Annotated in this window: 18 protein-coding genes and 1 pseudogene; 11 read left to right on the plus strand and 8 right to left on the minus strand. The window is 59.5% G+C overall.

The window, feature by feature from the left end; translation table 11 throughout:
• Positions 1–21 precede the first annotated feature (21 nt).
• From QD461_RS30015 to QD461_RS30035, 5 genes are read right to left on the minus strand one after another with little or no spacing between them, the layout of a single operon-like run.
• A complete protein-coding gene (locus QD461_RS30015) occupies positions 22–1,404 on the minus strand; it encodes an aminotransferase (protein WP_414090855.1) in 1,383 nt (460 codons plus the stop codon).
• A gap of 36 nt (positions 1,405–1,440) precedes the next feature.
• Positions 1,441–2,262, minus strand: coding sequence for an ABC transporter permease (locus tag QD461_RS30020; protein WP_414090856.1), 822 nt, complete (start codon positions 2,260–2,262; stop codon positions 1,441–1,443).
• Entirely contained in the window at positions 2,262–3,158 is an 897-nt protein-coding gene (locus QD461_RS30025) for an ABC transporter permease (RefSeq protein WP_414090874.1), read from the minus strand. Before QD461_RS30025 ends, QD461_RS30020 begins: the two co-directional genes overlap by 1 nt.
• A gap of 2 nt (positions 3,159–3,160) precedes the next feature.
• Complete coding sequence (locus QD461_RS30030) at positions 3,161–4,225, minus strand: ABC transporter ATP-binding protein (RefSeq protein ID WP_414090857.1); 1,065 nt, start codon at positions 4,223–4,225, stop codon at positions 3,161–3,163.
• A gap of 25 nt (positions 4,226–4,250) precedes the next feature.
• Positions 4,251–5,297, minus strand: a complete 1,047-nt coding sequence (locus QD461_RS30035; RefSeq protein ID WP_414090858.1) for an ABC transporter substrate-binding protein — start codon at positions 5,295–5,297, stop codon at positions 4,251–4,253.
• Between the two features lie 220 nt (positions 5,298–5,517).
• On the opposite strand from QD461_RS30035, the gene QD461_RS30040 reads away from it, so the two are divergent.
• The 11 genes from QD461_RS30040 to QD461_RS30090 all read left to right on the plus strand — a co-directional run bounded on the left by QD461_RS30040 (position 5,518) and on the right by QD461_RS30090 (position 17,213).
• The gene (locus QD461_RS30040; RefSeq protein ID WP_414090859.1) at positions 5,518–6,078 is read left to right on the plus strand and encodes a MarR family winged helix-turn-helix transcriptional regulator; all 561 of its coding nucleotides are present in this window, start codon (positions 5,518–5,520) and stop codon (positions 6,076–6,078) included.
• Positions 6,079–6,164: 86 nt separating this feature from the next.
• Positions 6,165–7,091, plus strand: a complete 927-nt coding sequence (locus QD461_RS30045; protein ID WP_414090860.1) for a hydroxymethylglutaryl-CoA lyase — start codon at positions 6,165–6,167, stop codon at positions 7,089–7,091.
• Positions 7,092–7,100: 9 nt separating this feature from the next.
• Positions 7,101–7,847 (plus strand): enoyl-CoA hydratase/isomerase family protein, encoded by a 747-nt coding sequence (locus QD461_RS30050; RefSeq protein WP_414090861.1) that lies wholly within the window; start codon positions 7,101–7,103, stop codon positions 7,845–7,847.
• Entirely contained in the window at positions 7,844–9,031 is a 1,188-nt protein-coding gene (locus tag QD461_RS30055) for a CaiB/BaiF CoA transferase family protein (protein ID WP_414090862.1), read from the plus strand. The genes QD461_RS30050 and QD461_RS30055 overlap by 4 nt, the downstream gene beginning before the upstream one ends.
• Positions 9,031–9,804, plus strand: coding sequence for an enoyl-CoA hydratase/isomerase family protein (locus QD461_RS30060; RefSeq protein ID WP_414090863.1), 774 nt, complete (start codon positions 9,031–9,033; stop codon positions 9,802–9,804). Before QD461_RS30055 ends, QD461_RS30060 begins: the two co-directional genes overlap by 1 nt.
• Positions 9,801–11,414, plus strand: a complete 1,614-nt coding sequence (locus QD461_RS30065) for an AMP-binding protein (RefSeq protein WP_414090864.1) — start codon at positions 9,801–9,803, stop codon at positions 11,412–11,414. Before QD461_RS30060 ends, QD461_RS30065 begins: the two co-directional genes overlap by 4 nt.
• Before the next feature lie 2 nt (positions 11,415–11,416).
• Entirely contained in the window at positions 11,417–12,409 is a 993-nt protein-coding gene (locus QD461_RS30070) for an NAD(P)H-dependent flavin oxidoreductase (RefSeq protein WP_414090865.1), read from the plus strand.
• Positions 12,399–13,829 carry an NAD-dependent succinate-semialdehyde dehydrogenase gene (locus QD461_RS30075; RefSeq protein ID WP_414090866.1) on the plus strand — a complete coding sequence of 477 codons (1,431 nt, stop codon included), beginning with the start codon at positions 12,399–12,401 and terminating at the stop codon, positions 13,827–13,829. Before QD461_RS30070 ends, QD461_RS30075 begins: the two co-directional genes overlap by 11 nt.
• Positions 13,830–13,911: 82 nt before the next feature.
• Positions 13,912–15,519, plus strand: coding sequence for a GMC family oxidoreductase (locus tag QD461_RS30080; RefSeq protein WP_414090867.1), 1,608 nt, complete (start codon positions 13,912–13,914; stop codon positions 15,517–15,519).
• A 314-nt stretch (positions 15,520–15,833) separates the two neighbouring features.
• Positions 15,834–16,109 (plus strand): phosphatase PAP2 family protein, encoded by a 276-nt coding sequence (locus QD461_RS30085; RefSeq protein WP_414090868.1) that lies wholly within the window; start codon positions 15,834–15,836, stop codon positions 16,107–16,109.
• Between the two features lie 228 nt (positions 16,110–16,337).
• A complete protein-coding gene (locus QD461_RS30090) occupies positions 16,338–17,213 on the plus strand; it encodes a DUF4118 domain-containing protein (protein WP_414090869.1) in 876 nt (291 codons plus the stop codon).
• Between the two features lie 29 nt (positions 17,214–17,242).
• Here the strand turns inward: QD461_RS30090 and QD461_RS30095 are convergent, their stop codons facing one another.
• The 3 genes and pseudogenes from QD461_RS30095 to QD461_RS30105 all read right to left on the minus strand — a co-directional run.
• Complete coding sequence (locus QD461_RS30095; protein WP_414090870.1) at positions 17,243–18,151, minus strand: TIGR03571 family LLM class oxidoreductase; 909 nt, start codon at positions 18,149–18,151, stop codon at positions 17,243–17,245.
• Between the two features lie 162 nt (positions 18,152–18,313).
• A complete protein-coding gene (locus QD461_RS30100) occupies positions 18,314–18,685 on the minus strand; it encodes a PsiF family protein (RefSeq protein WP_414090871.1) in 372 nt (123 codons plus the stop codon).
• A 139-nt stretch (positions 18,686–18,824) separates the two neighbouring features.
• Positions 18,825–18,992 (minus strand): annotated as a pseudogene (locus QD461_RS30105) (S-(hydroxymethyl)glutathione dehydrogenase); the annotation flags it as partial.

Raw genomic sequence — 18,992 nt, forward strand, 5'->3', positions numbered from 1 at the left:
GCTTCCCTCCTTGATCGGCTCTCAGTCGAGCTTGCCGCCGGTGCGGGTATAATCGTCGAGCGCCGTGTCGAGCGCACGCTTGAAGCGGTCGGCGATTTGCTCGATCTGCGCTATCGTCGAGATCAGCGGTGGCGCGAAGGCGATGGCCGAGCCGAGCGAACGGCAAACGAGACCATTCTGGAAGGCATGGTTTTGCACTCCGAGACCGAACTGGAGCTCCGGAGCAAAGGCTTCGCGGGTTTTCTTGCTGCGTACGAGTTCCACACCCCACATCAGGCCGACGCCGCGAACTTCACCAACGAGAGGGTGATCAATCAGCGGGCTGAAGAGCTTGCCCAAATGGTCGCCGAGCGCCTTGACGCCGTCTATGACACCATCTTCCTCATAGATGCGCAGCGTTTCTACACCCACCGCGCAGGCGACCGGATGTGCACCATAGGTATAACCATGGCCGAACACGCCGATCTTCTCGCTTTGCGCGCGCATCCCCTCATAGATCCGCTCCGAAAGCAGAACGGCTGACAGAGGCATATAGGCCGAGGTCAGCGCCTTTGCGCAGGTGATGATGTCCGGGTGCATCTCATAGGTTTGGGTTCCCCACCAATTGCCCGTGCGACCGAAACCGGTAATGACTTCATCCGCGACAAGAAGCACATCATGCTTCTTCAAGACCGTCTCGATCTTCTCGAAATAGGTCTTCGGAGGCAACACAACCCCACCAGTCCCCATAGCGGGCTCAGCAAAGAAGGCAGCGACCGTTTCCGGCCCTTCCGCAACGATCAGTGCATCGAGCTCTTCCGCAAGGCGCGTCGCAAAATCCTCTTCGGTTTCGCCCGGCAGTCCCTCGCGGTAAAAATGCGGGCAAGTCACGTGCAGGAAGCCGTCGAGCGGCAGGTTCCAGTCGCGATGAAGATGCGGCAGGCCGGTGATGCTGGCCGACGCGATCGACGTGCCGTGATAGCCACGCTTGCGGGCGATGATCTTCTTCTTTTCCGAGCGGCCCTGCGAATGGAAATAATACCAGATGAGCTTGACGGCCGTATCGTTCGCTTCCGATCCGGAGCTCTGAAACAGAACCTTCGACATCGGCACAGGGGCATGGCGCAGCAGCCGATCCGAAAGCTCGATGCCCGGCTCAGTCGACCTGTGTGCAAAATTCTGGTAGTAGGGCAAGGTGTTGAGCTGGCGTGTGGCGGCATCGACAAGACGCTTCTCGCTCATCCCGAGCGCAGCACACCACAGGCCCGACATGCCTTCGATATATTGCTTGCCTTCATCGTCGTAGACATAGGCGCCCTCGCCGCGGGCCATGATCGTCGGTCCGATCTTTTCGTGAAGAGCCAGATTGGTCTGCGGATGGATCTGCACGGCAATGTCGCGCATGCGAAGTGAATTATGAAGCATGATTTCCTCCTGAACACGGCCGAGCAGGCCGTCAAATTAAAGAGCTGCCGCCTTGGTTTTACGTCGGATGAATTGGGCACCGATCAGAATGATGATCGATGCCACCACCAGCATCGACGAGATGGCAGCGACCGTGGGGTCGACCTGATCACGGATGTTGGCGAACATGCGTTTTGTCAGGGTCGAATTCGCACCGCTCGACACGAACATCGAGACGATCACCTCATCGAACGAGGTGATGAAGGCGAAAAGCATGCCCGACAGAATGGAGATCTTGATCTGTGGAAGCGTGACAGTGAAGAAAGCATATGCGGGCGACGCTCCGAGGCTGCGGGCCGCGCGCTCCTGGTTCAGGTCGAACCCTGAAAGACCGTTGGAAACCGCGATCATGACGAAAGGGATGGCAAGCGTCGTATGCGCGAGGATCAGCCCCGTCAGTGTGTTGTTCATTCCAATTCTTGCGAAGACGAAGAACACGCCGATCGCAACGAAGATCAGCGGCACCATCATCGGTAAGAGAAGAACGCCTCTGATCACGGTCTTGAAAATGCTGGTCGATTTGAAGAGCCCATAGGCGGCAAGCGTTCCGAGCAAGGTTGCAAGCACTGTCGTGGCGCCGGCGACCTTGAAGGAGACGATCGCCGACTGCCGCCATTCCGGCGACGAAAAGAAGGCGTCGTACCAGCGCAGGCTCCAGGCTCGCGGCGGAAATTCAAGATACTGCGATTCCGAGAAGGACATGGGTATGACGATCAGGCAAGGTATGATCAGAAACGCCAGGATCAGGCCGACGATGGCATAGAGCCAGAGCCGGTCCGCATGGGTAATCTGGGTCGATGTAACTGGAGCTCTCAACATCACACGCCCCCCTTTGTGACGCTTGCGGCCCTGAACAGCGCATTGACGATCCAGAGGATTGCGCCCGTGACCACGAGGAGCACGACGCTGAGTGCGCTGGCGGCACCCCAATTGGCAAATTTGGCAATCATATCAGCGATCTGGGTCGACCACATCGCGACGCGGCCGCCACCCAGCAACGCAGGCGTAAGGTAGTAGCCAAGGCACAGCACGAAGATCAGTGCGACGCCGGTGGCAACACCCGGCAGCGACAGCGGCAGGAAAACCTGACGAAAGGCCTGTGCCGGAGATGCCCCGCAATTGGCGGCCGCACGCATCAGAACGGGATCGATGGTTTTCATCGACGCATACAGCGGCAGGATCAGAAACGGCAGCATGATATGGACCATGCCGACGATCGTGCCCGTCATATTATTGACCAGTGGTAGCGGCTCGGAGATAAGGCCGAGATTGACGAGCCAAGTGTTGATCAACCCCTGGCGCTGAAGCAGCACGAGCCAGGCATAGGTGCGCACCAGAACCGACGTCCAGAATGGCAGAATGATGAAGATCATCAGTATCTGCGCCGCTCGGTCGGAAAGCTGCGACAGAAGATAGGCAACCGGATAGCCGAGCACGACACAGATGACGGTGACGATCGCCGCGACCTTAAAGGTCGTCAGGAAACTATCCACATAGGCCGGCCGCAACAGGCGCGCATAGTTTTCCGCCGAAAGCGCACCCGAGGCATCGTACAGCGACATCCAGGCCAGCCAGGCAAAAGGGATGATCAGAATGACCGTCACGAGGCAGAAGGCCGGCAGCGACAACCCGACAAACGCCAACCCGGTCTTGCGCCTTGAGCTTTGCAGCACACCGATATTAAGCCGTGATGTCATGACATTCGCATCGGCCATCGTCACAGGCGGGCTCCTTCGACGACGACACTTGCCTCGGGCGACATCCATAGTGCCAGCTGGTCACCGGGAGCCGGCAAGGCAACCGTCTCGCTGCCGGTGTGCCGGATCGAAATTTCAGTATCCTCGCGCAGCTCCAGCGACACCATGTAACTGTCACCAAGATAGGTCACGTCGGTCACCGTCCCTTCTATGCGGTTGTCCTGCTCGGCATTACCCTGCCAGCGCAGCCGCTCGGGACGAACCATGAGCCAGGCGTCATTGCCTGCAATCTGAGGCTCTCTTGCAAGCCTCAACACCCGCCCATCGAGCAGGAAGGTCGAACCATTGCCCCTCACCGCAACGAAGCGGGTATCGCCCATGAAGCCGGCGACAAACTTGCTGTTCGGCGCATCATAGATGTTCTTCGGCGAGTCCAGCTGCATGATGCGGCCGCCGTCTAGGACAGCGATGCGATCGGACATCGTCAATGCCTCCTGCTGGTCGTGGGTGACATAAATCGTCGTCATGCCGAGCCTGCGATGCAGACGCTTAAGCTCGATCTGCATGTGTTCGCGAAGATTCTTGTCGAGTGCCGAGAGCGGCTCGTCCATCAGCAACAGCTTCGGTTCGAAGACGATGGCGCGCGCCAGAGCCACGCGCTGCCTCTGCCCGCCCGACAGCTCGTTGATGCGTCGGCCGGACAGATGCGCCATATGGACGGTCTCCAGCGCTTTCAACACCTTCGACTTGAGTGCCCCGGCCTCGACCTTCCGTAACTTCAGCGGATAGGCCACGTTCGCAAAGACATCCATATGCGGAAAGAGTGCATAATTCTGGAAAACCATGCCCAGATCGCGCTTGTGCGGCGGCTTTGTGATGAATTCCGCACTATCGACGAGAAGACTTCCGCTATCCGGCCGCTCGAAGCCGGCAATGACATTCAGGAGTGTCGTCTTGCCCGAGCCTGACGGACCTAGGAGCGTCAGAAACTCTCCCGCGGCGATGTCGAGCGATATGCCGTTCAGAGCCTGGTAGCTTCCGTAGGCTTTGCAAATCTGGCGTATCGAAACCGAACCCGATGTCATTGCCATTCTCCGTATTCGATATGCGTTAGTTCGACATCAGCAGGCTGTAGTCCTCGCGCACGAGGGCATTGTTATCCCGCCACCAATTGGCATTCAGAAAAGTCTGCTTCCTGACGTTTTCGGGGGACATGTTCGACTTGGCAAGAACGCCCGCCGAGAACTTCTTGACCTCAAAGGCCCGCGAATTTGTCGGACCGTAGTAAGGCATCATTTCCGGAATTCGCGCCTGCACTTCGGGTGACACGACACCTGCAATGAACTTCTGCGCGGCGGCGACATGCTGCGAGCCTTTCAGGATGGCCAGGCAGCCATAGCCGAGAATGGCATCCTGATAGGTGTATTCAACCGGCGCACCATCCGTGATGACGTTGGCGACGCGGCTGCCCCAGATCGCCATCATGTCCACTTCTTTGTCCTTGATCAGTTGCGCCGACTGGGCGCCCGACGACCACCAGACCGCGACATCCTTCTTGATCTTGTCCAGCGATGCGAGAGAACGCTTGGTATCGAGCGGATAGAGCTTATCCTTGTCGACACCGTCGGCCAGAAGGGCGATTTCCATCATCTCCTGCGGATAGGTGCTGAGCGCGCGACGGCCGGGGAAGTTTTTCACATCCCAGAGATCCTTCCAGGATTGGGGCTTTTTGTCCTTGTAGACATCCGTTCGCCAGGCGAGCACTACCGAATAGGTGTTGGTCGCGATCCAGTTGTCGCCATAGGCGAGCTTGTCGAAGCCATTGGTGTCGATGACCTTATAGTCGAGCGCCTCGAACAGGCCCTCCTTGCCGCCGACGGCACATTCGTCGGCACCGAGATGGACGACATCCCAAGTTGGAGAGCCGGACTGGACCTGAACGCGGACTGCGGCGAGCCCGTCATGCGTCTCCTCTCGCAGATCAACGCCGGCGGCATCGGCCGCCGGCTGCCAGATCGTTTTGCGCAGATCGGTCTGCAGGTTGCCGCCAAAGCCGGCGATGGTCAGCGTCGTATTCGCAGCCAAAGCCGGAACCGCAAGCGAAACCATCATCGCCGCACCCAATAGTCCGGCCACTCTATGCCGAAGCGAAATCATGCTTGCTCCTCCCAAGAGACAGATCCAATGGCGTCCCGTCGTTCCCCTGACGGGATCGACACGGTCGACAAGTCGACAGCACCATGCCAATCTAGTTCACAGACTTAACCATATCGTTCACCTTGTCAACTATATTGATGCGATATTTTGCGACGACATGGCAGAGAGCGCAAAGTTTCGCTACGCCGGAACACAACAAGACTCATGAAAGGAATGCAGAGTGCGAAACCGCGACGAACTTGAAGCGAAATCCGGCAACTACTTCGAGCGACACGCCAGCGACACGGCAAAGGAAGCGGATATTCGCGACCTTTTTTCGTTTCAATTGCAGCGATTGGCGGGACTTTCGACGCGTATTGCAGCTCTGTCGATACGACCGAAATACGGCGTAACACCGCGGGAATGGCGCGTCCTGGCCGTTCTCAAATATCTGGGGGAAGTGCCCCTGCAGGAGTTGGCAAAGCACAGCGGCCTGCTCAAAAGCCAGATGAGTCGCACTGTTTCGGCAATGATCGAACGGGGATATATCGCCAAAACAGCCAATCCGGATGACGGTCGCAGCATATTGCTGACACTCAGCCCTGAGGGCCTCGATCTCTCACGCAAGATTCTGGACGATTCCTTCCAGCGCAACGAAGAAATGCTCTCGACACTGAGCCATGCGGAACAGCAAATTCTCGTGGAACTCTTGCGCCGCGTCACACGGACAAGCAGCAAATACTATCACGAGCTAAGAAGCTCCGCCTCCCAGTCGGATCTCCGTAGCATGGAGGAGGAATGAAGCGCGTGGAAATTTTCGATAAGAAATGTAGTTGACAATGTGAACAAATAAATCCATCTCTACCAACAGTCGGATGGAGGTGAGGCATGTCGGCCAGGGTCATAATCTGTGAATGTTTTGCGCGTGATGGGCTGCAGCACGAAGCCGTCACCATTTCCACCAAGGAAAAGATTTCGCTGATCGACGCCTTCTCGGATGCGGGCTTTCCGCGCATCGAGGCGACAAGCTACAGCAGCCCCTTACATGTCCCTGCCTTTGCCGATGCGTCACAGATATTGGCAGGCATCCGCAAACGGCAGGGATCGAGCTACAAGGCCACCTGTCCTAATCCAAAAGCAGTCCGGCGCGCGCTCGCTGACCTGGAGGCCGGCCATGGCGCAGATGAGATCAGTCTTCTTGTTTCTGCGACTGAATCACACACGCAGCGCAACCTGCGAACGACACGAGACGCGCAATGGGCAAACGTCGCCGAAATGGTTGATCTCGCCGCCGGGCGCTTCCGTCTGATCGGCGTGATTTCCATGGCGCTCGGCTGCCCTTTCGAGGGCAAGGTGGATCCGAAATCCGTGCTTGCCGATCTCGCGCGTTTTGCGGAACTCGGCGTCACCCATGTCTCGGTCTGCGATACCACCGGCCACGGAACGCCAAGCAGCGTGCACGGCCTTTTCGAACGACTCATGCGCGAACTGCCGGAAGTGACGGCCATCGCGCATTTTCATGATAGCCGCGGCACCGCGCTTGCCAATTGCCTTGCCGCCTATGAAGCTGGATGCCGCTGGTTCGACAGCGCAATCGGCGGTGTTGGCGGTCACCCCACGCAGATCACTTACGGCGAGGGCTATACGGGAAACGTGGCAACGGAAGATCTGGTCAACCTGTTCGAGGCGGAAGGGATCGATACCGGCCTCGACCTCGAGAAGCTGCAGGAGGCTTCCCGCCTCTGCGAGGCAATCCTCGGGCGCGAACTGCTTAGCAGGGTCGCACGCAGCGGCTACGGCCATCTCGCAGCATAGGATCAGGAAATGACTGAACCATACACATCCATCCTTCTTGTCGAGAGCCGCGGCGCGGTTCGCATCATTACGATGAACCGACCCGACAAGCTCAACGCATTGAACACCGAACTGACGCAGGCGATCCATGATGCGCTGGTCGAAGCGGATAGCGCCCCGGAAATCCGTGCAATCGTGCTTGCCGGCAGTGGCCGCGGCTTCTGCGCCGGCGCCGACCTCGCCGAATTCGACACGCTGACTCCGGACAACCAGGATCTCGTCGACCGGCGCGCCGATCTGACGTGCCGGACGCAAGCCATGATGCAGGGCCTTTCCAAACCAATCGTCTCGGCGGTGCAGGGGGCAGCCATCGGCGGCGGCGCCGGCCTTGCCATCGGTTGCGACATGATGGTGGCCGCCACCAACCTGAAATTCGGCTATCCGGAATTGAAGCACTCGATTGTCCCGGCCCTGGTCATGACCGGGCTGCAACGGTCGCTCGGTCGCAAGGCAGCCTTCGAAATGATCAGCCTCGGACGGCTGATCGGCGCCGAAGAAGCACTTTCCCTTGGCCTGTGCAATCGTGTCGTCGCACCGGAGGCACTGCTTGATGCGGCGCTCGAGATTGCCGAAGCCTGGGCGACGGCCAATCCGCTTGCCATGGCTGCCGCCAAGTCCCTCTACTACCGGGTTGGCGACCTTCCCTACGACGAGGCGATGGTCGCAGGCCGTGAACTCAACGCGAAGATGCGCAGCTTCCGCAGGGAGGCAAAATGAAACCGCTCGACGGCATTCGCATCCTGGACTTCTCGCGCGTTCTGGCCGGACCGATGGCAACGCAGATCCTGGCCGAACTTGGCGCGACGGTCACCAAGGTAGAAAGACCAAAAGGCGGTGACGAATCCCGCCTCTTCGAGCCACGGCTTCCGGGTGGCGAGAGCGCCTATTTCTTCGCCTTCAACCGCGGCAAGCGATCCCTCACGCTCAATCTGAAGTTGCCGAAAGCTCAGGACATCGCCGCCCGGCTTGCCGCGCGCCACGATGTCGTACTCGAGAATTTCCTGCCCGGCGATATGGAACGCTTCAATCTCGGCTATGCCCGCCTCTCAGCACTCAATCCGGGACTGATCTACGTGTCCAACACCGGCTTCGGTCAGACCGGCCCCTATCGCAACCGTGCAGGTTATGACACCGTCTTCCAGGCGCTGTCCGGCGTGATGCACCTGACTGGCCATCCGGACTCGCCACCGGCGAAGACCGGCGTACCAATTGCCGATATGACGGCTGGTCTGTGGATCGCCATCGCTATTCTCACCGGGCTCGTCGGGCGTGGACGCAGCCAGAAAGGTTGCCATATCGATCTCGCCATGATGGATATTCAGGCGAGCCTTCTCGCTCTTGCCGCGGCGCGGCTTTTCGCACTGAACGAAGACATATCGAGATCCGGCACCGAACATCCGGGCAGAGTACCTTCGGCCGCATTCCAGTGCCGCGATGGCGGATGGCTCCATATCAGCGGCAGCGATCAGCATTGGTTGCCTATGTGCAAAGTGCTTGGGCTCGACGATCTGGCGTCCGACCCTGTGTTGGCGCCGAATGCCGGGCGCGTCGCCAACCGCAAACGGGTGATGGACAATATGAGGACGGCGATTGCAACCCGCGAGCGGGCAGAGCTCGCGGAGGCGCTGCGCGCAGTTGGCATCCCTGCGGGCGAAGTCAACACTGTCAGGGAGATCCTCAACGATCCCCATATGCAGGCCCGCGAAGTGGTCGGGTCATTCGTTCACCCGACCGAAGGGGAATTCCCAGCCCTGCGCACGCCGATCGGTTTCGATGGCTTCGAACCGCCGGAGATCGGCTGCCCGCCGCTGCTCAGTGCCGACACCGAATTTCTGCTCAAGGACGAATTGAATTTGAGCGACGCCGATATCGGCGCGCTCCGCAGCGAGGGGGTCATCTAATGACGTCAACCCAGGATGCCGTATCGGTGACGCAGGATGGTGCGATCGCCCGGATCGTTCTCAATCGGCCACAGGCCCGTAACGCACTTAATCTGGAAATGTGCGTTGCGCTTCGCGAGGCGTTCCAACGGATGGATGCTGAGCCCGATATCCGCGTCGTCTTGCTGTCGGCGAAGGGGCCGGTCTTCTGCGCCGGCGCCGATCTGAAAGAGCGAGCCGGCAAGGATGAAGCCTGGGTGATCGCCCGCAGACATGCCTCCTTTGCCGCCTATGATGCGATCGGGCGCTGTGGCAAGCCCGTCATCGCCCTCACCCAAGGCCCTGTCGTTGGCTCGGGCGGTGAAATCCTGATGAGCTGCGACTTCGTCGTCGCCACGGAAAAAACCACCTTTCGCTTCCCCGAACCGCAATGGGGAACGGTAGGCGCGACGCAGCGGCTACAGCGCGTCATCGGCCGCATGGGCGCAAAGGAACTGCTGTTCACCGGCCGCACGATGCCTGCCGAAGAAGCCTATCGGCGGGGATTGGTGGCTCGGATCGTACCCGACGAAACATTGGCGCAGGTGGGACAGGAAATCGCCGAAAGCATTGCGTCTGCTCCACCGCTGGCGATGGCGCTGACGAAACAGGCCGTGGACCTTGGCCACGAGACGAATCTCGCGAACGGCATCCGTATCGAAATGGCAGCAATCGAACGCTGCCTTGCCGACGGGGGATGGCGATCCGGCATCGAAAAATTTTCTGAAGCGATTGGCAGCAAGGGTGGCAAATGAGCACTTCTGATCTTGCGGAAATTTGCCCGCTTACGGTTTCTTCGGCTCTGCGGCGCGCGGCGACCGTTGCGCCCGATGTCGAAGCGATCGTTGCTGCCAACGGCAGACTGACCTTTCGCGAACTCGCCGGCAAGGTTGACGATACCCGCGCAGCGCTCGCAGCCGCAGGCGTTCATAAAGGTGACCACGTCGGCCTGTGCCTTGGCAATTCAACCGACTGGGTCGTCATATTTCTGGCGCTCGGCTCGCTCGGAGCCGTCACGGTGCCGATCAATACCCGCTTTGTTGCCGCCGAGATGGCCTATGCCTTGAGGCAGTCGCGGGTAAGCACGTTCATCACGTGCGATCGCTTCCTGAAGATCGACTTCATCGGAATGCTCCGGGAGATCTGCCCGAGCGTAGATAACAGCCTGCCTCATGACGCCTTGCCCGATGTGAAGAGGATCCTGGTGCTCGGCCAGGACGTGCCCGCAGCTGCTACCAGCTGGCACGACCTCCGCGCGGAAAAAGCGGAACCGATCGCGCCCTGTGACGAACCCGACGACGTCCTGCTGATCCAATATACATCCGGCACCACGTCCTTCCCCAAAGGTGTGTTGCTCAGACATCGCAACATGCTGCCAAACAGCTACTTGTCCGGCATGCGGATGGGTTTGCGGCCCGGCGACCGGTTTCACAGCGCCCGCCCGTTCTTCCACGTTGCCGGCACCACGCTCTCAATCCTCTCCTGCCTTCAACACGCCGTTACGCTCGTCAGTATGGAGCGCTTCGAGCCCGGCGAGGCGCTACTGCTGATGGAGAAGGAGCGCTGCACGCATTTTTCAGGCAACGACACGATGGCGTTGATGCTGCTGTCCCATCCCGATCTGCCGCAACGTCGCCTCAGCCTTCGCGGCGCCTGGCTCGCTGCCTCGCCGACTATCATTCGTCGTGTCATCGATGAACTCGGTGCCCGCGAGTGCGTCGTCGGCTATGGCCTGTCGGAAGCATCCCCCAACGTTTCGCAATCCTGCTGGTGGGAAGCGGAGGAAATTCGCGTCAGCGCCGCTATGAGTGTGCAGACAGGTGTCGACGTGCGTATCCGCCTTGACGACGGCCGCATTGGAGACACTGGCGAGACCGGAGAAATCCAGGTTCGCGGCTGGAATGTGATGAAGGGCTATTTCGACAAGCCGGAGGAAACCGCTGCAGCGATCGATGGCGAGGGCTGGCTGTCGACGGGCGACCTCGGCGAACTCGATGCCACGGGTCGCCTGAAGTTCCTTGGTCGCGTCAAGGATATCGTCCGCGTCGGTGGCGAGAATGTCTCGCCCGCCGACGTTGAAAACGTGCTGCACCAGAACAGGCTCATCCGCCAGGCAGCGGTCGTCGGCATACCCGACAAACGGCTTGTCGAGGTAACCGCCGCCTTCATCATCCTGAATGAAGGTTGCGTGGCCACGCCCACCGAGATCATCGACTGGTCGAAGCGGGAAATGGCCGGCTTCAAGGTCCCTCGGCACATCTGGATCGTGCCCGATTTCGAGTCGATCGGCATGACGGCCAGTTCGAAAATCCAGAAGAAGCAGCTTGCCGCCCATGCCCGCAGGCTCGCGGGCCTCGAGGTATAGTTATGCGCATCGAAACCAGTGTCACCAAATTGCTGGGTATCGACCTGCCGATCATACAGGCGGGCATGTCTTGGGCATCCTCGAACTCCGCGCTGCCGCTCGCAGTCTCCAATGCCGGTGGCCTCGGAGTACTCGCGGCTGGCCCCATGTTTCCGCATCACCTCGAAGAGGCGATTGACGAGATCAAGGCCGGGACAGACAGGCCCTTCGCCGTCAACCTGCCGCTTTATCGCGAAGGCGCCGAGGCGATAATCGACATGCTGATCGAAAAGCGCATTCCGGTACTGATCGCTTCGCAGGGCGGCCCGAAGAAGTATGTCGACCGCTTCAACGCTGTCGGAACCATCTGCCTACATGTCGTATCCGGCGAAGTGCATGCCCGCAAAGCCGCCGACGCCGGCGTCGACGGACTGATCGCCGTTGGTGGCGAGGCAGGCGGCCATCCGCCGCCGGAGCTTGTCTCGACCCTTGTCCTCGGTCGCGCGATAGCAAAAGCCGTGCCGGACATGCCGCTGATATTGAGCGGTGGCTTTGCCGACGGCCATGGTCTAGCCGCCGCGCTTTCGCTCGGCGCCGGCGCTGCTCAATTCGGCTCCCGCTTCATGATGTCCAGGGAAGCGCGGCTGCACCCCGCCTATCAGGATCTGCTGGTCAAGGCGGGCGTCGCGGACACGATGGTTGTCGGCCGCGGTTTCGGCGTCATCCGCGTCGTTCGGAATCGCTTTGCCGAGGAGATGGCCAAGGCGGAAGCGGACGGTCTTTCCGACGATGAGCGCAAGGCGTTGTTCATCGCCAGTTCGCTGAAGGCCGCAGCCTTCGACGGCGACGTCACCGCCGGAAAGGTCGAAGCCGGCCAGAGTACCGGCCTTGTTTCGGAGGTTCTGCCAGCCGCGGAGATCGTCCACCGTATCGCAGCCGAATATGCGCAAGTCCTAAGCGCCCTGCCAACGCCCATTTCTGAAAGCAATCCGAGGGAAATAAGCCATGTTGAGTAAACCGCTATTGATCGACGGCACCTGGCGTGCTGGCTCTGGAAGCCGCACCGCCGCCGTTAAGAATCCCGCCACCGGACAGATCATCGCAGAGCTTTCGATCTGCGAACGCGCGGATCTCGACGACGCGCTTGCCGCAGCACAGAAGGGCTTCGAGATATGGCGGAAGATGACGGCACTCGAACGCTGCCGCATCATGCTTCGAGCGGCCGGCCTCGTGCGCGAACGTGCCGAGACGATCGCCCAGCATATGGTACGGGAACAGGGCAAGCCGCTAGCGGAGGCGCGTGGTGAGGCCAATGCCGCTCCCGAACATATCGAATGGCATGCTGAAGAGGGGCGTCGTGCCTATGGGCGTGTCATCCCGGCCCGCATTCCCGGCGCACGCCAGATTGTGATCAAGGAGCCGGTCGGGCCTGTGGCCGCCTTCTCGCCCTGGAACTTTCCGATCAATCAGCTTGTGCGTAAGATCTCGGCGGCGCTTGCCGCCGGATGCTCGATCATAGCCAAGCCGCCGGAAGAGACCCCTTCGGCCTGTATCGAGCTGGCGAAGGCCTTTCAGGAGGCAGGCGTACCGAACGGCGTCATCAACATCGTTTTCGGTGTGCCCGCCGAAGTATCCGACTATCTGATCGCCTCGCCGATAATTCGCAAGATCACGTTTACCGGCTCGGTTCCGGTTGGCAAATCGCTCGCAGCGCAAGCGGCTTCGCATATGAAACGCTCAACGATGGAGCTCGGCGGTCACGCACCTTACATCGTTGCGGCAGATGCGGACGTTGCTTCCGCGATAAAACTCGGCGTCATGCTGAAATATCGAAATGCCGGCCAGGTCTGCGCCTCGCCGACACGCTTTTACATCGAAGATTCCGTCTACGACAGCTTCAGAGATGGTTTCATTTCTGGCGCTAAGGCGTTGAAAGTGGGCGATGGTCTTGCCGCTGCCACGCAGATGGGACCGCTTGCCAATTCGCGCCGTCTCGATGCCATGGAAAGCTTCGTCGAGGATGCAGTCGCGGCCGGCGCCAAACTGGAATGCGGTGGACGGCGGATTGGCAATGCAGGCTTCTTCTTCGAGCCCACCGTCCTGTCCGATGTGCCGGAAACCGCGCGCATCATGAACGACGAGCCTTTCGGTCCGGTTGCCGCCTTGGTGCGTGTCGGTTCCGTCGACGAGGCGATCGAACGCAGCAACCGCCTGCCCTTTGGTCTTGCGGCCTTCGCATTCACTCGTTCACTTGCGACGGCCGATCGGTTCGCTATCGAACTCGAAGCCGGCATGGTCTCGATCAACCACTTCGGCATTGCGGCGGCGGAAACGCCGTTCGGCGGTATCAAGGAAAGCGGATACGGCAGCGAAGGCGGAGCGGAAAGTCTCGATGCCTATCTGACTGTGAAATTCGTCAGCCACATCGGCGCCTGAGGCACCGCATTGTTCCTGCCTTATTCCTGCGCCGGCAAGCGGCGCAGTCTCTTGTCACGCGCAGCGGAGGAGCTGACTGCGAATGAAGGTCTTCGATTACATAATTGTCGGCGGGGGATCGGCGGGCTGCGTCGTCGCAAACAGGCTCGTCTCGGCGGGCAAGCGCGTACTCCTGCTGGAGGCAGGGCCACGCGACAATACGCCGTTTATCCATATACCCGCGACCTTCGTGCGGGTGCTCGGCACGAAGCGAACTTGGATGTACGAGACCGAACCCGAGCCCGGCGCAAACGGCCGCGTGCTGGTGGTCCCGCAGGGGCGCACGCTCGGCGGTGGCTCTTCCGTCAACGCGATGATCTACATTCGCGGCCAAGCGCAGGATTACGATAGCTGGCGCGACCTTGGTTGCGATGGCTGGGGATTTGACGACGTGCTGCCGGTGTTCAGACGTTGCGAGGACAACGAGACGCTGGCGGGAGACTATCATGGCACGGGTGGGCCGCTGAAGGTGTCCGAACCGAGGTTTCGCCATCCGATCAGCTCCGCCTTCGTGCGGGCAGCCCAGGAAATCGGCCTGCCCTTCTCCCATGACTTCAATGGCGCATCGCAGGAAGGTATAGGCTTCTATCAGACGACGACGTTCCAGGCGCGTCGCGGCTCGACGGCGGCAACCTACCTCAAAGCCGTCAGGAACTCACCTCTGCTGACCATCAGCACGGAGAGCGCCGTCCAGAACATCCTCATGGAAAACGGCGCGGCCTCGGGCATCGTCTATCGCAACGCCGACAACATCGAGCATACAGCCAAAGCTCGGGAAGAGATCATTCTTTGCGCAGGCGCATTGGCAACGCCAAAACTCCTGATGCTGTCCGGTATCGGTCCGGCGGAACATCTGTCTTCGCTCGGCATCCCGGTTTTGCGCGATCTGCCCGGCGTCGGCGAAAACTTCCAGGACCATATCACTGCGTCGGTCTACGGCATCACCGACCGGCCAATTTCGCTAAAGGGGCAGGACAAGGGTTTCCGCGCCGCCATCAACGGCCTGCAATACGCCCTGAACCGATCAGGCCTGCTTGCTTCCAATGTGGTCGAAAGCGGCGGCTTCATCGACACCTCGGGCTGCGGCCGGCCAGATATCCAGTTTCATGTCACACCAGCCCTTGTCGGCGATGCATCGCGCGACCAGATGGAGGGACACGGGGTATCCATCAATCCATGCATCCTGCGGCCGGAGGCTCGAGGCAAGATATCGCTCAGAAGCCGGAACGCCGATGATCCAATCATCTTCGTCGGCAATAATCTGACGAAGGAAGCCGATGTCGACACGCTTGTACGCGGCATCAAGCTCGGCAGAAAAATTCTCGCAGCACCCGCGATGAAAGAGCTCGGTTTTCGCGAACTTGCCCCAGGCGACAGCGCACAGACCGAAGAAGCCATCGCAAACCATGCCCGCTCCATCGCCAAGACCGTCTACCACCCCTCAGGCACCTGCAAGATGGGCCGCGATGCGATGGCGGTGGTCGATCATCAATTGCGCGTCGTCGGGGTTCCGCGCTTGCGGATCGCGGACGCATCGATCATGCCGACCCTCGTCAGCGGCAACACCAATGCGCCGACCATCATGATCGCAGAGCGCTGCGCGGATTTCATTCTCACAAAGAACGAGGCAACGCTCCGGACATCGCGGTAGCTTTCGCTCTCGATCCGTCTCGGAACGTAATAGCTGTTCGATAGCTCAGGCAGCTGTCAATCAAGTGCTGAATCCCATCATGAGACGATAGGAGACCCATTGTACGCACTCGACGCAGCCACCATGGGATGGATCAATCGCCTGTCCGGGGACGGACTTCTCGACCAGATGATGATCATGATCTCCGTCTAAGGCGTACCTCTGCTCGTCCTTACCGTTGCTGGGCAATGGTGGGCGGACTCCCCCGCCGGCAATAACGCGCCACGTCCTGATTGCCGCGCGTCCGACCATGTGACGCCGATATCACCCGGATTTTGATCGAGCGCAGCACTGACCCTTGCTTCCCATCGAATCATGTCACCGCTTCGTTTGCGATTGCGGCAGCCTTCTTATTGCACAATCGTCCGAGGCAAGGCAGCCTCTTTCTCCTGGTTGCCCTCCTCGTTTCCTTCTCGCGCGTCTATCTCGGCACCCACTATGTCAGCGATACTGTTGGAGGCGCATTGACCGCGACCCTCGCGGCCGCTCTTGTCGGATCGCTCTACAGGCCGGAAACACGGTTCGGTCGTTTTCTCACCAATATCCTCTGAATGGCGGAGAAAGACCATTTCGGCGGCTGTAATTTGCTTCAGCGAGGTGGCGCTTTCGGCGACGCGCAGACAATCCCTTGATCGGTCTGTGCTTACGCAAATGTGCGTCGTCTCTCGTCATGACCTACCTTGGCCACATCTTTATGAAATGCTTATAAAGCGCTGCTGATTTCCGCATGGAATTCAAATACCCGATGATCCACCTTCATTGTGAAGGAGAATCCGGCCATGTCCATGAACAACCATATTGATGAAGTCGCAGGTCGCGCGATGGCAAATCCCGCGACGCGCGATATGGGCCTTTCAGGCGTCCCGTCGGTCATCCAGTATCTCGGCTCCCTGGTCATGACGGGGATGGCCACCGCAATTGCAGCCGGGTTTGATCGTTATGAAGCGATACCCAATTTGTCGCTTATCTATGTTCTGCCTGTCGTCGCCAGCGGCGTCGCTTTCGGTCTTGGCCCTGCGCTATTTTCCGCGCTTCTCGGCGCCCTCGCCTACAATTTCTTCTTCACCGAGCCCCGTTTCTCTCTCGCCGTTGCCGATACCTCCAACATCTGGGCAATTGCACTCTTGTTCGTCATAGGCTGCATAACAAGCACCATCGCAGCAACCAAGCGGCACGATTCCGCCGAACTTGACCGCCTCCATTTCTATCAGGCCAAGATGGGGGGGTACGCTCGGCAAATGCTCGCCGTGAAATCTGCGCGGCAAGCCACTGAGATAACCCGATCAGTCCTGACAGCGCTTTTTGATGGCCCCGTTGCGCTCGTTTTCATAAACGGCGATAAAGCGTCGCAAGTTGAAGGCGAGGAAAAGCTCACAAAGCTCGAGATGGAAGCGGCAAAAATGGCGGCGGCGTCAAATGAAGTCGTGACCGCCGGCGTCTATCCTTTCGACCAGTCAAGGTTCGATTTCTGGCCAGCTGCAACGAAGGCGGACCACGCAATCGTCATCGGCGTCGCATTCAATCCGCAACACCGCCCGCAAAATGCCGACGCGACGGTCGAGATGATCGCATTGATGCTTTGCACAGCGCTCGATCGCCATGAGCGTGAGGCAGCCGAGCATGATTTCGACGCCGGCCGGTCGAAGCGCCAATAATGCACTGACGCTTTGCGACTGGCAACACGCTATCGCAGGGCCGGCATGACGTCCGCGGCGATTTCCCCCATGACCTCGGCTGGAGACCTTTTATCCGAAATCAGATTGAATGCGACGTGATGAATGCCTGCCTCCCGCATGGCTGACAACATATCAATCAACGCTCGCCGTCCCGATCTGGCGCCGAGATTAATCTCCTCGTAAATGGCGTCGGGTCTATCGAGCAATTCCAGGACCATCGACTGACCGAAACCGCGAAACTCCGTGGTGATCTTCAATTGCGCATTGTGCCAAAGTGCCAGCCGGTCCGTTTGCACCGGCAGCGGACGATAGTAGGTCATCCATCCGGCCGCATGCCGGGCAATCCACTCCAGCGATTGCGCCGACGAACCCACCGCCACCATCGGGATAGCGGCCTGCTGCAGAGCGGGCCTTATGGAAAATTCCTCGCGGACATTGCCCTGTTCGTCGGTCACGGCCTGATCCGGGCGCAATGCAGCGGCGAGACGCTCCCAACGAGACTGGAAGAGTGTCTTGCGGTTTTCGACATCTCTGCCGAAGATTTCATATTCACTCGGCCTGTCGCCCGAGCCTAGCCCGAGGACAAACCGCCCTTTCGAGAGCGCCGCGACCGAAAGTGCGGCCTTGGCGATATGCAGCGGGTGCCGCAATGGGAGGACGATCGCGCCGGTTGCCAGATGGATTTGGGAAGTGGCCGCAGCCAAAGCACCCAGCAAAACCCAAGGATCGGCATGCCCGATCGGATCGGGATAGCTCTCGCTATTCAGGGGAACATCCCTCACCCACAAGGCGTCGAAACCCAACTTATCGGCGTGGACTGCCGTCGCAAGCTGCGTGGGGAATTGAATATCGGCATGTGTTCGCGCCTGAGCCGGCAAGACGATGCCCAGTGAAAGCTGATCTGGATGAAAAAGCACAGTGCGTCCCGAAACATATTGCTCTCATAAAAAGATAGGTTCGATCGTCTCTGAAAAAAGAGCCGTGTCGCGGGGCACGACAAGTTGGTTGGGGTCCAAATCAAATGGCTCGCCTTTTAGTCGGCGAGCCATGCTTCCGTTAGGAAAAGTCCGTGCTGAGATTTAGGCCGCAGCCACGCACTGCTTGACAAAGTTGCGCAGCGCCTTCTTCTCCAAGCCCTTGGCGGTGCCCTGGTCGTGGCAGGTCTTGCGTTTCGCCAGTACCGGATATTTCTGCTGGAGACAGCTCTTGACGGCATCCTTGCGTGCCTGGCCCTTGAGGCCCTGCCCGGTCGCATCCTGCCGGCAAGCCTGGCGAGCCGTCTTGATTTCATCCTTCGACGGCATCGCCGAGGAAGGTGCGGAAGTGGATGAGGTCGCAGCGGGAGCCGGTGTTGCCGTCGTCGCAGGGGTTGTCGTTTGCGCGAAGACCACGGTTGCCGAGGACAGAGCGAAGAGAGCGGCGGCGGTCACACTTAGCAGCTTGCGGGTCATGGGCATATCCTTTTGCCTTAAGGCCATTCATGTTCAAGCCGCCGACCTCTTCAGGAGGCCGGCGTTCTTCTTGAACGATGATGATCGGCCGATCCGTCGCTCGGACTGGCAAAAAACTTCCAACGGTGCCGTCAGCCAATTAGTAAATCACGACGCCTCTGACGCTCTTTCCGGAATGCATGAGGTCGAAGCCCTTGTTGATGTCTTCGAGCGGCATGGTGTGGGTGATCATCGGATCGATCTGGATCTTGCCTTCCATGTACCAGTCGACGATCTTTGGAACATCGGTGCGGCCACGGGCGCCGCC

The sequence above is a fragment of the Rhizobium sp. BR 314 genome (genome assembly GCF_047445805.1).
Taxonomy (GTDB): domain Bacteria; phylum Pseudomonadota; class Alphaproteobacteria; order Rhizobiales; family Rhizobiaceae; genus Rhizobium; species Rhizobium lusitanum_B.

Excerpts from the sequence above, each read along its gene's own strand:
- QD461_RS30015 (WP_414090855.1), bottom strand. The coding sequence starts at position 1,404 with ATGCTTCATAATTCACTTCGCATGCGCGACATTGCCGTGCAGATCCAT.
- QD461_RS30020 (WP_414090856.1), bottom strand. The coding sequence starts at position 2,262 with ATGTTGAGAGCTCCAGTTACATCGACCCAGATTACCCATGCGGACCGG.
- QD461_RS30025 (WP_414090874.1), bottom strand. The coding sequence starts at position 3,158 with ATGGCCGATGCGAATGTCATGACATCACGGCTTAATATCGGTGTGCTG.
- QD461_RS30030 (WP_414090857.1), bottom strand. The coding sequence starts at position 4,225 with ATGACATCGGGTTCGGTTTCGATACGCCAGATTTGCAAAGCCTACGGA.
- QD461_RS30035 (WP_414090858.1), bottom strand. The coding sequence starts at position 5,297 with ATGATTTCGCTTCGGCATAGAGTGGCCGGACTATTGGGTGCGGCGATG.
- QD461_RS30045 (WP_414090860.1), top strand. The coding sequence starts at position 6,165 with ATGTCGGCCAGGGTCATAATCTGTGAATGTTTTGCGCGTGATGGGCTG.
- QD461_RS30050 (WP_414090861.1), top strand. The coding sequence starts at position 7,101 with ATGACTGAACCATACACATCCATCCTTCTTGTCGAGAGCCGCGGCGCG.
- QD461_RS30055 (WP_414090862.1), top strand. The coding sequence starts at position 7,844 with ATGAAACCGCTCGACGGCATTCGCATCCTGGACTTCTCGCGCGTTCTG.
- QD461_RS30060 (WP_414090863.1), top strand. The coding sequence starts at position 9,031 with ATGACGTCAACCCAGGATGCCGTATCGGTGACGCAGGATGGTGCGATC.
- QD461_RS30065 (WP_414090864.1), top strand. The coding sequence starts at position 9,801 with ATGAGCACTTCTGATCTTGCGGAAATTTGCCCGCTTACGGTTTCTTCG.
- QD461_RS30070 (WP_414090865.1), top strand. The coding sequence starts at position 11,417 with ATGCGCATCGAAACCAGTGTCACCAAATTGCTGGGTATCGACCTGCCG.
- QD461_RS30075 (WP_414090866.1), top strand. The coding sequence starts at position 12,399 with ATGTTGAGTAAACCGCTATTGATCGACGGCACCTGGCGTGCTGGCTCT.
- QD461_RS30080 (WP_414090867.1), top strand. The coding sequence starts at position 13,912 with ATGAAGGTCTTCGATTACATAATTGTCGGCGGGGGATCGGCGGGCTGC.
- QD461_RS30090 (WP_414090869.1), top strand. The coding sequence starts at position 16,338 with ATGTCCATGAACAACCATATTGATGAAGTCGCAGGTCGCGCGATGGCA.
- QD461_RS30100 (WP_414090871.1), bottom strand. The coding sequence starts at position 18,685 with ATGACCCGCAAGCTGCTAAGTGTGACCGCCGCCGCTCTCTTCGCTCTG.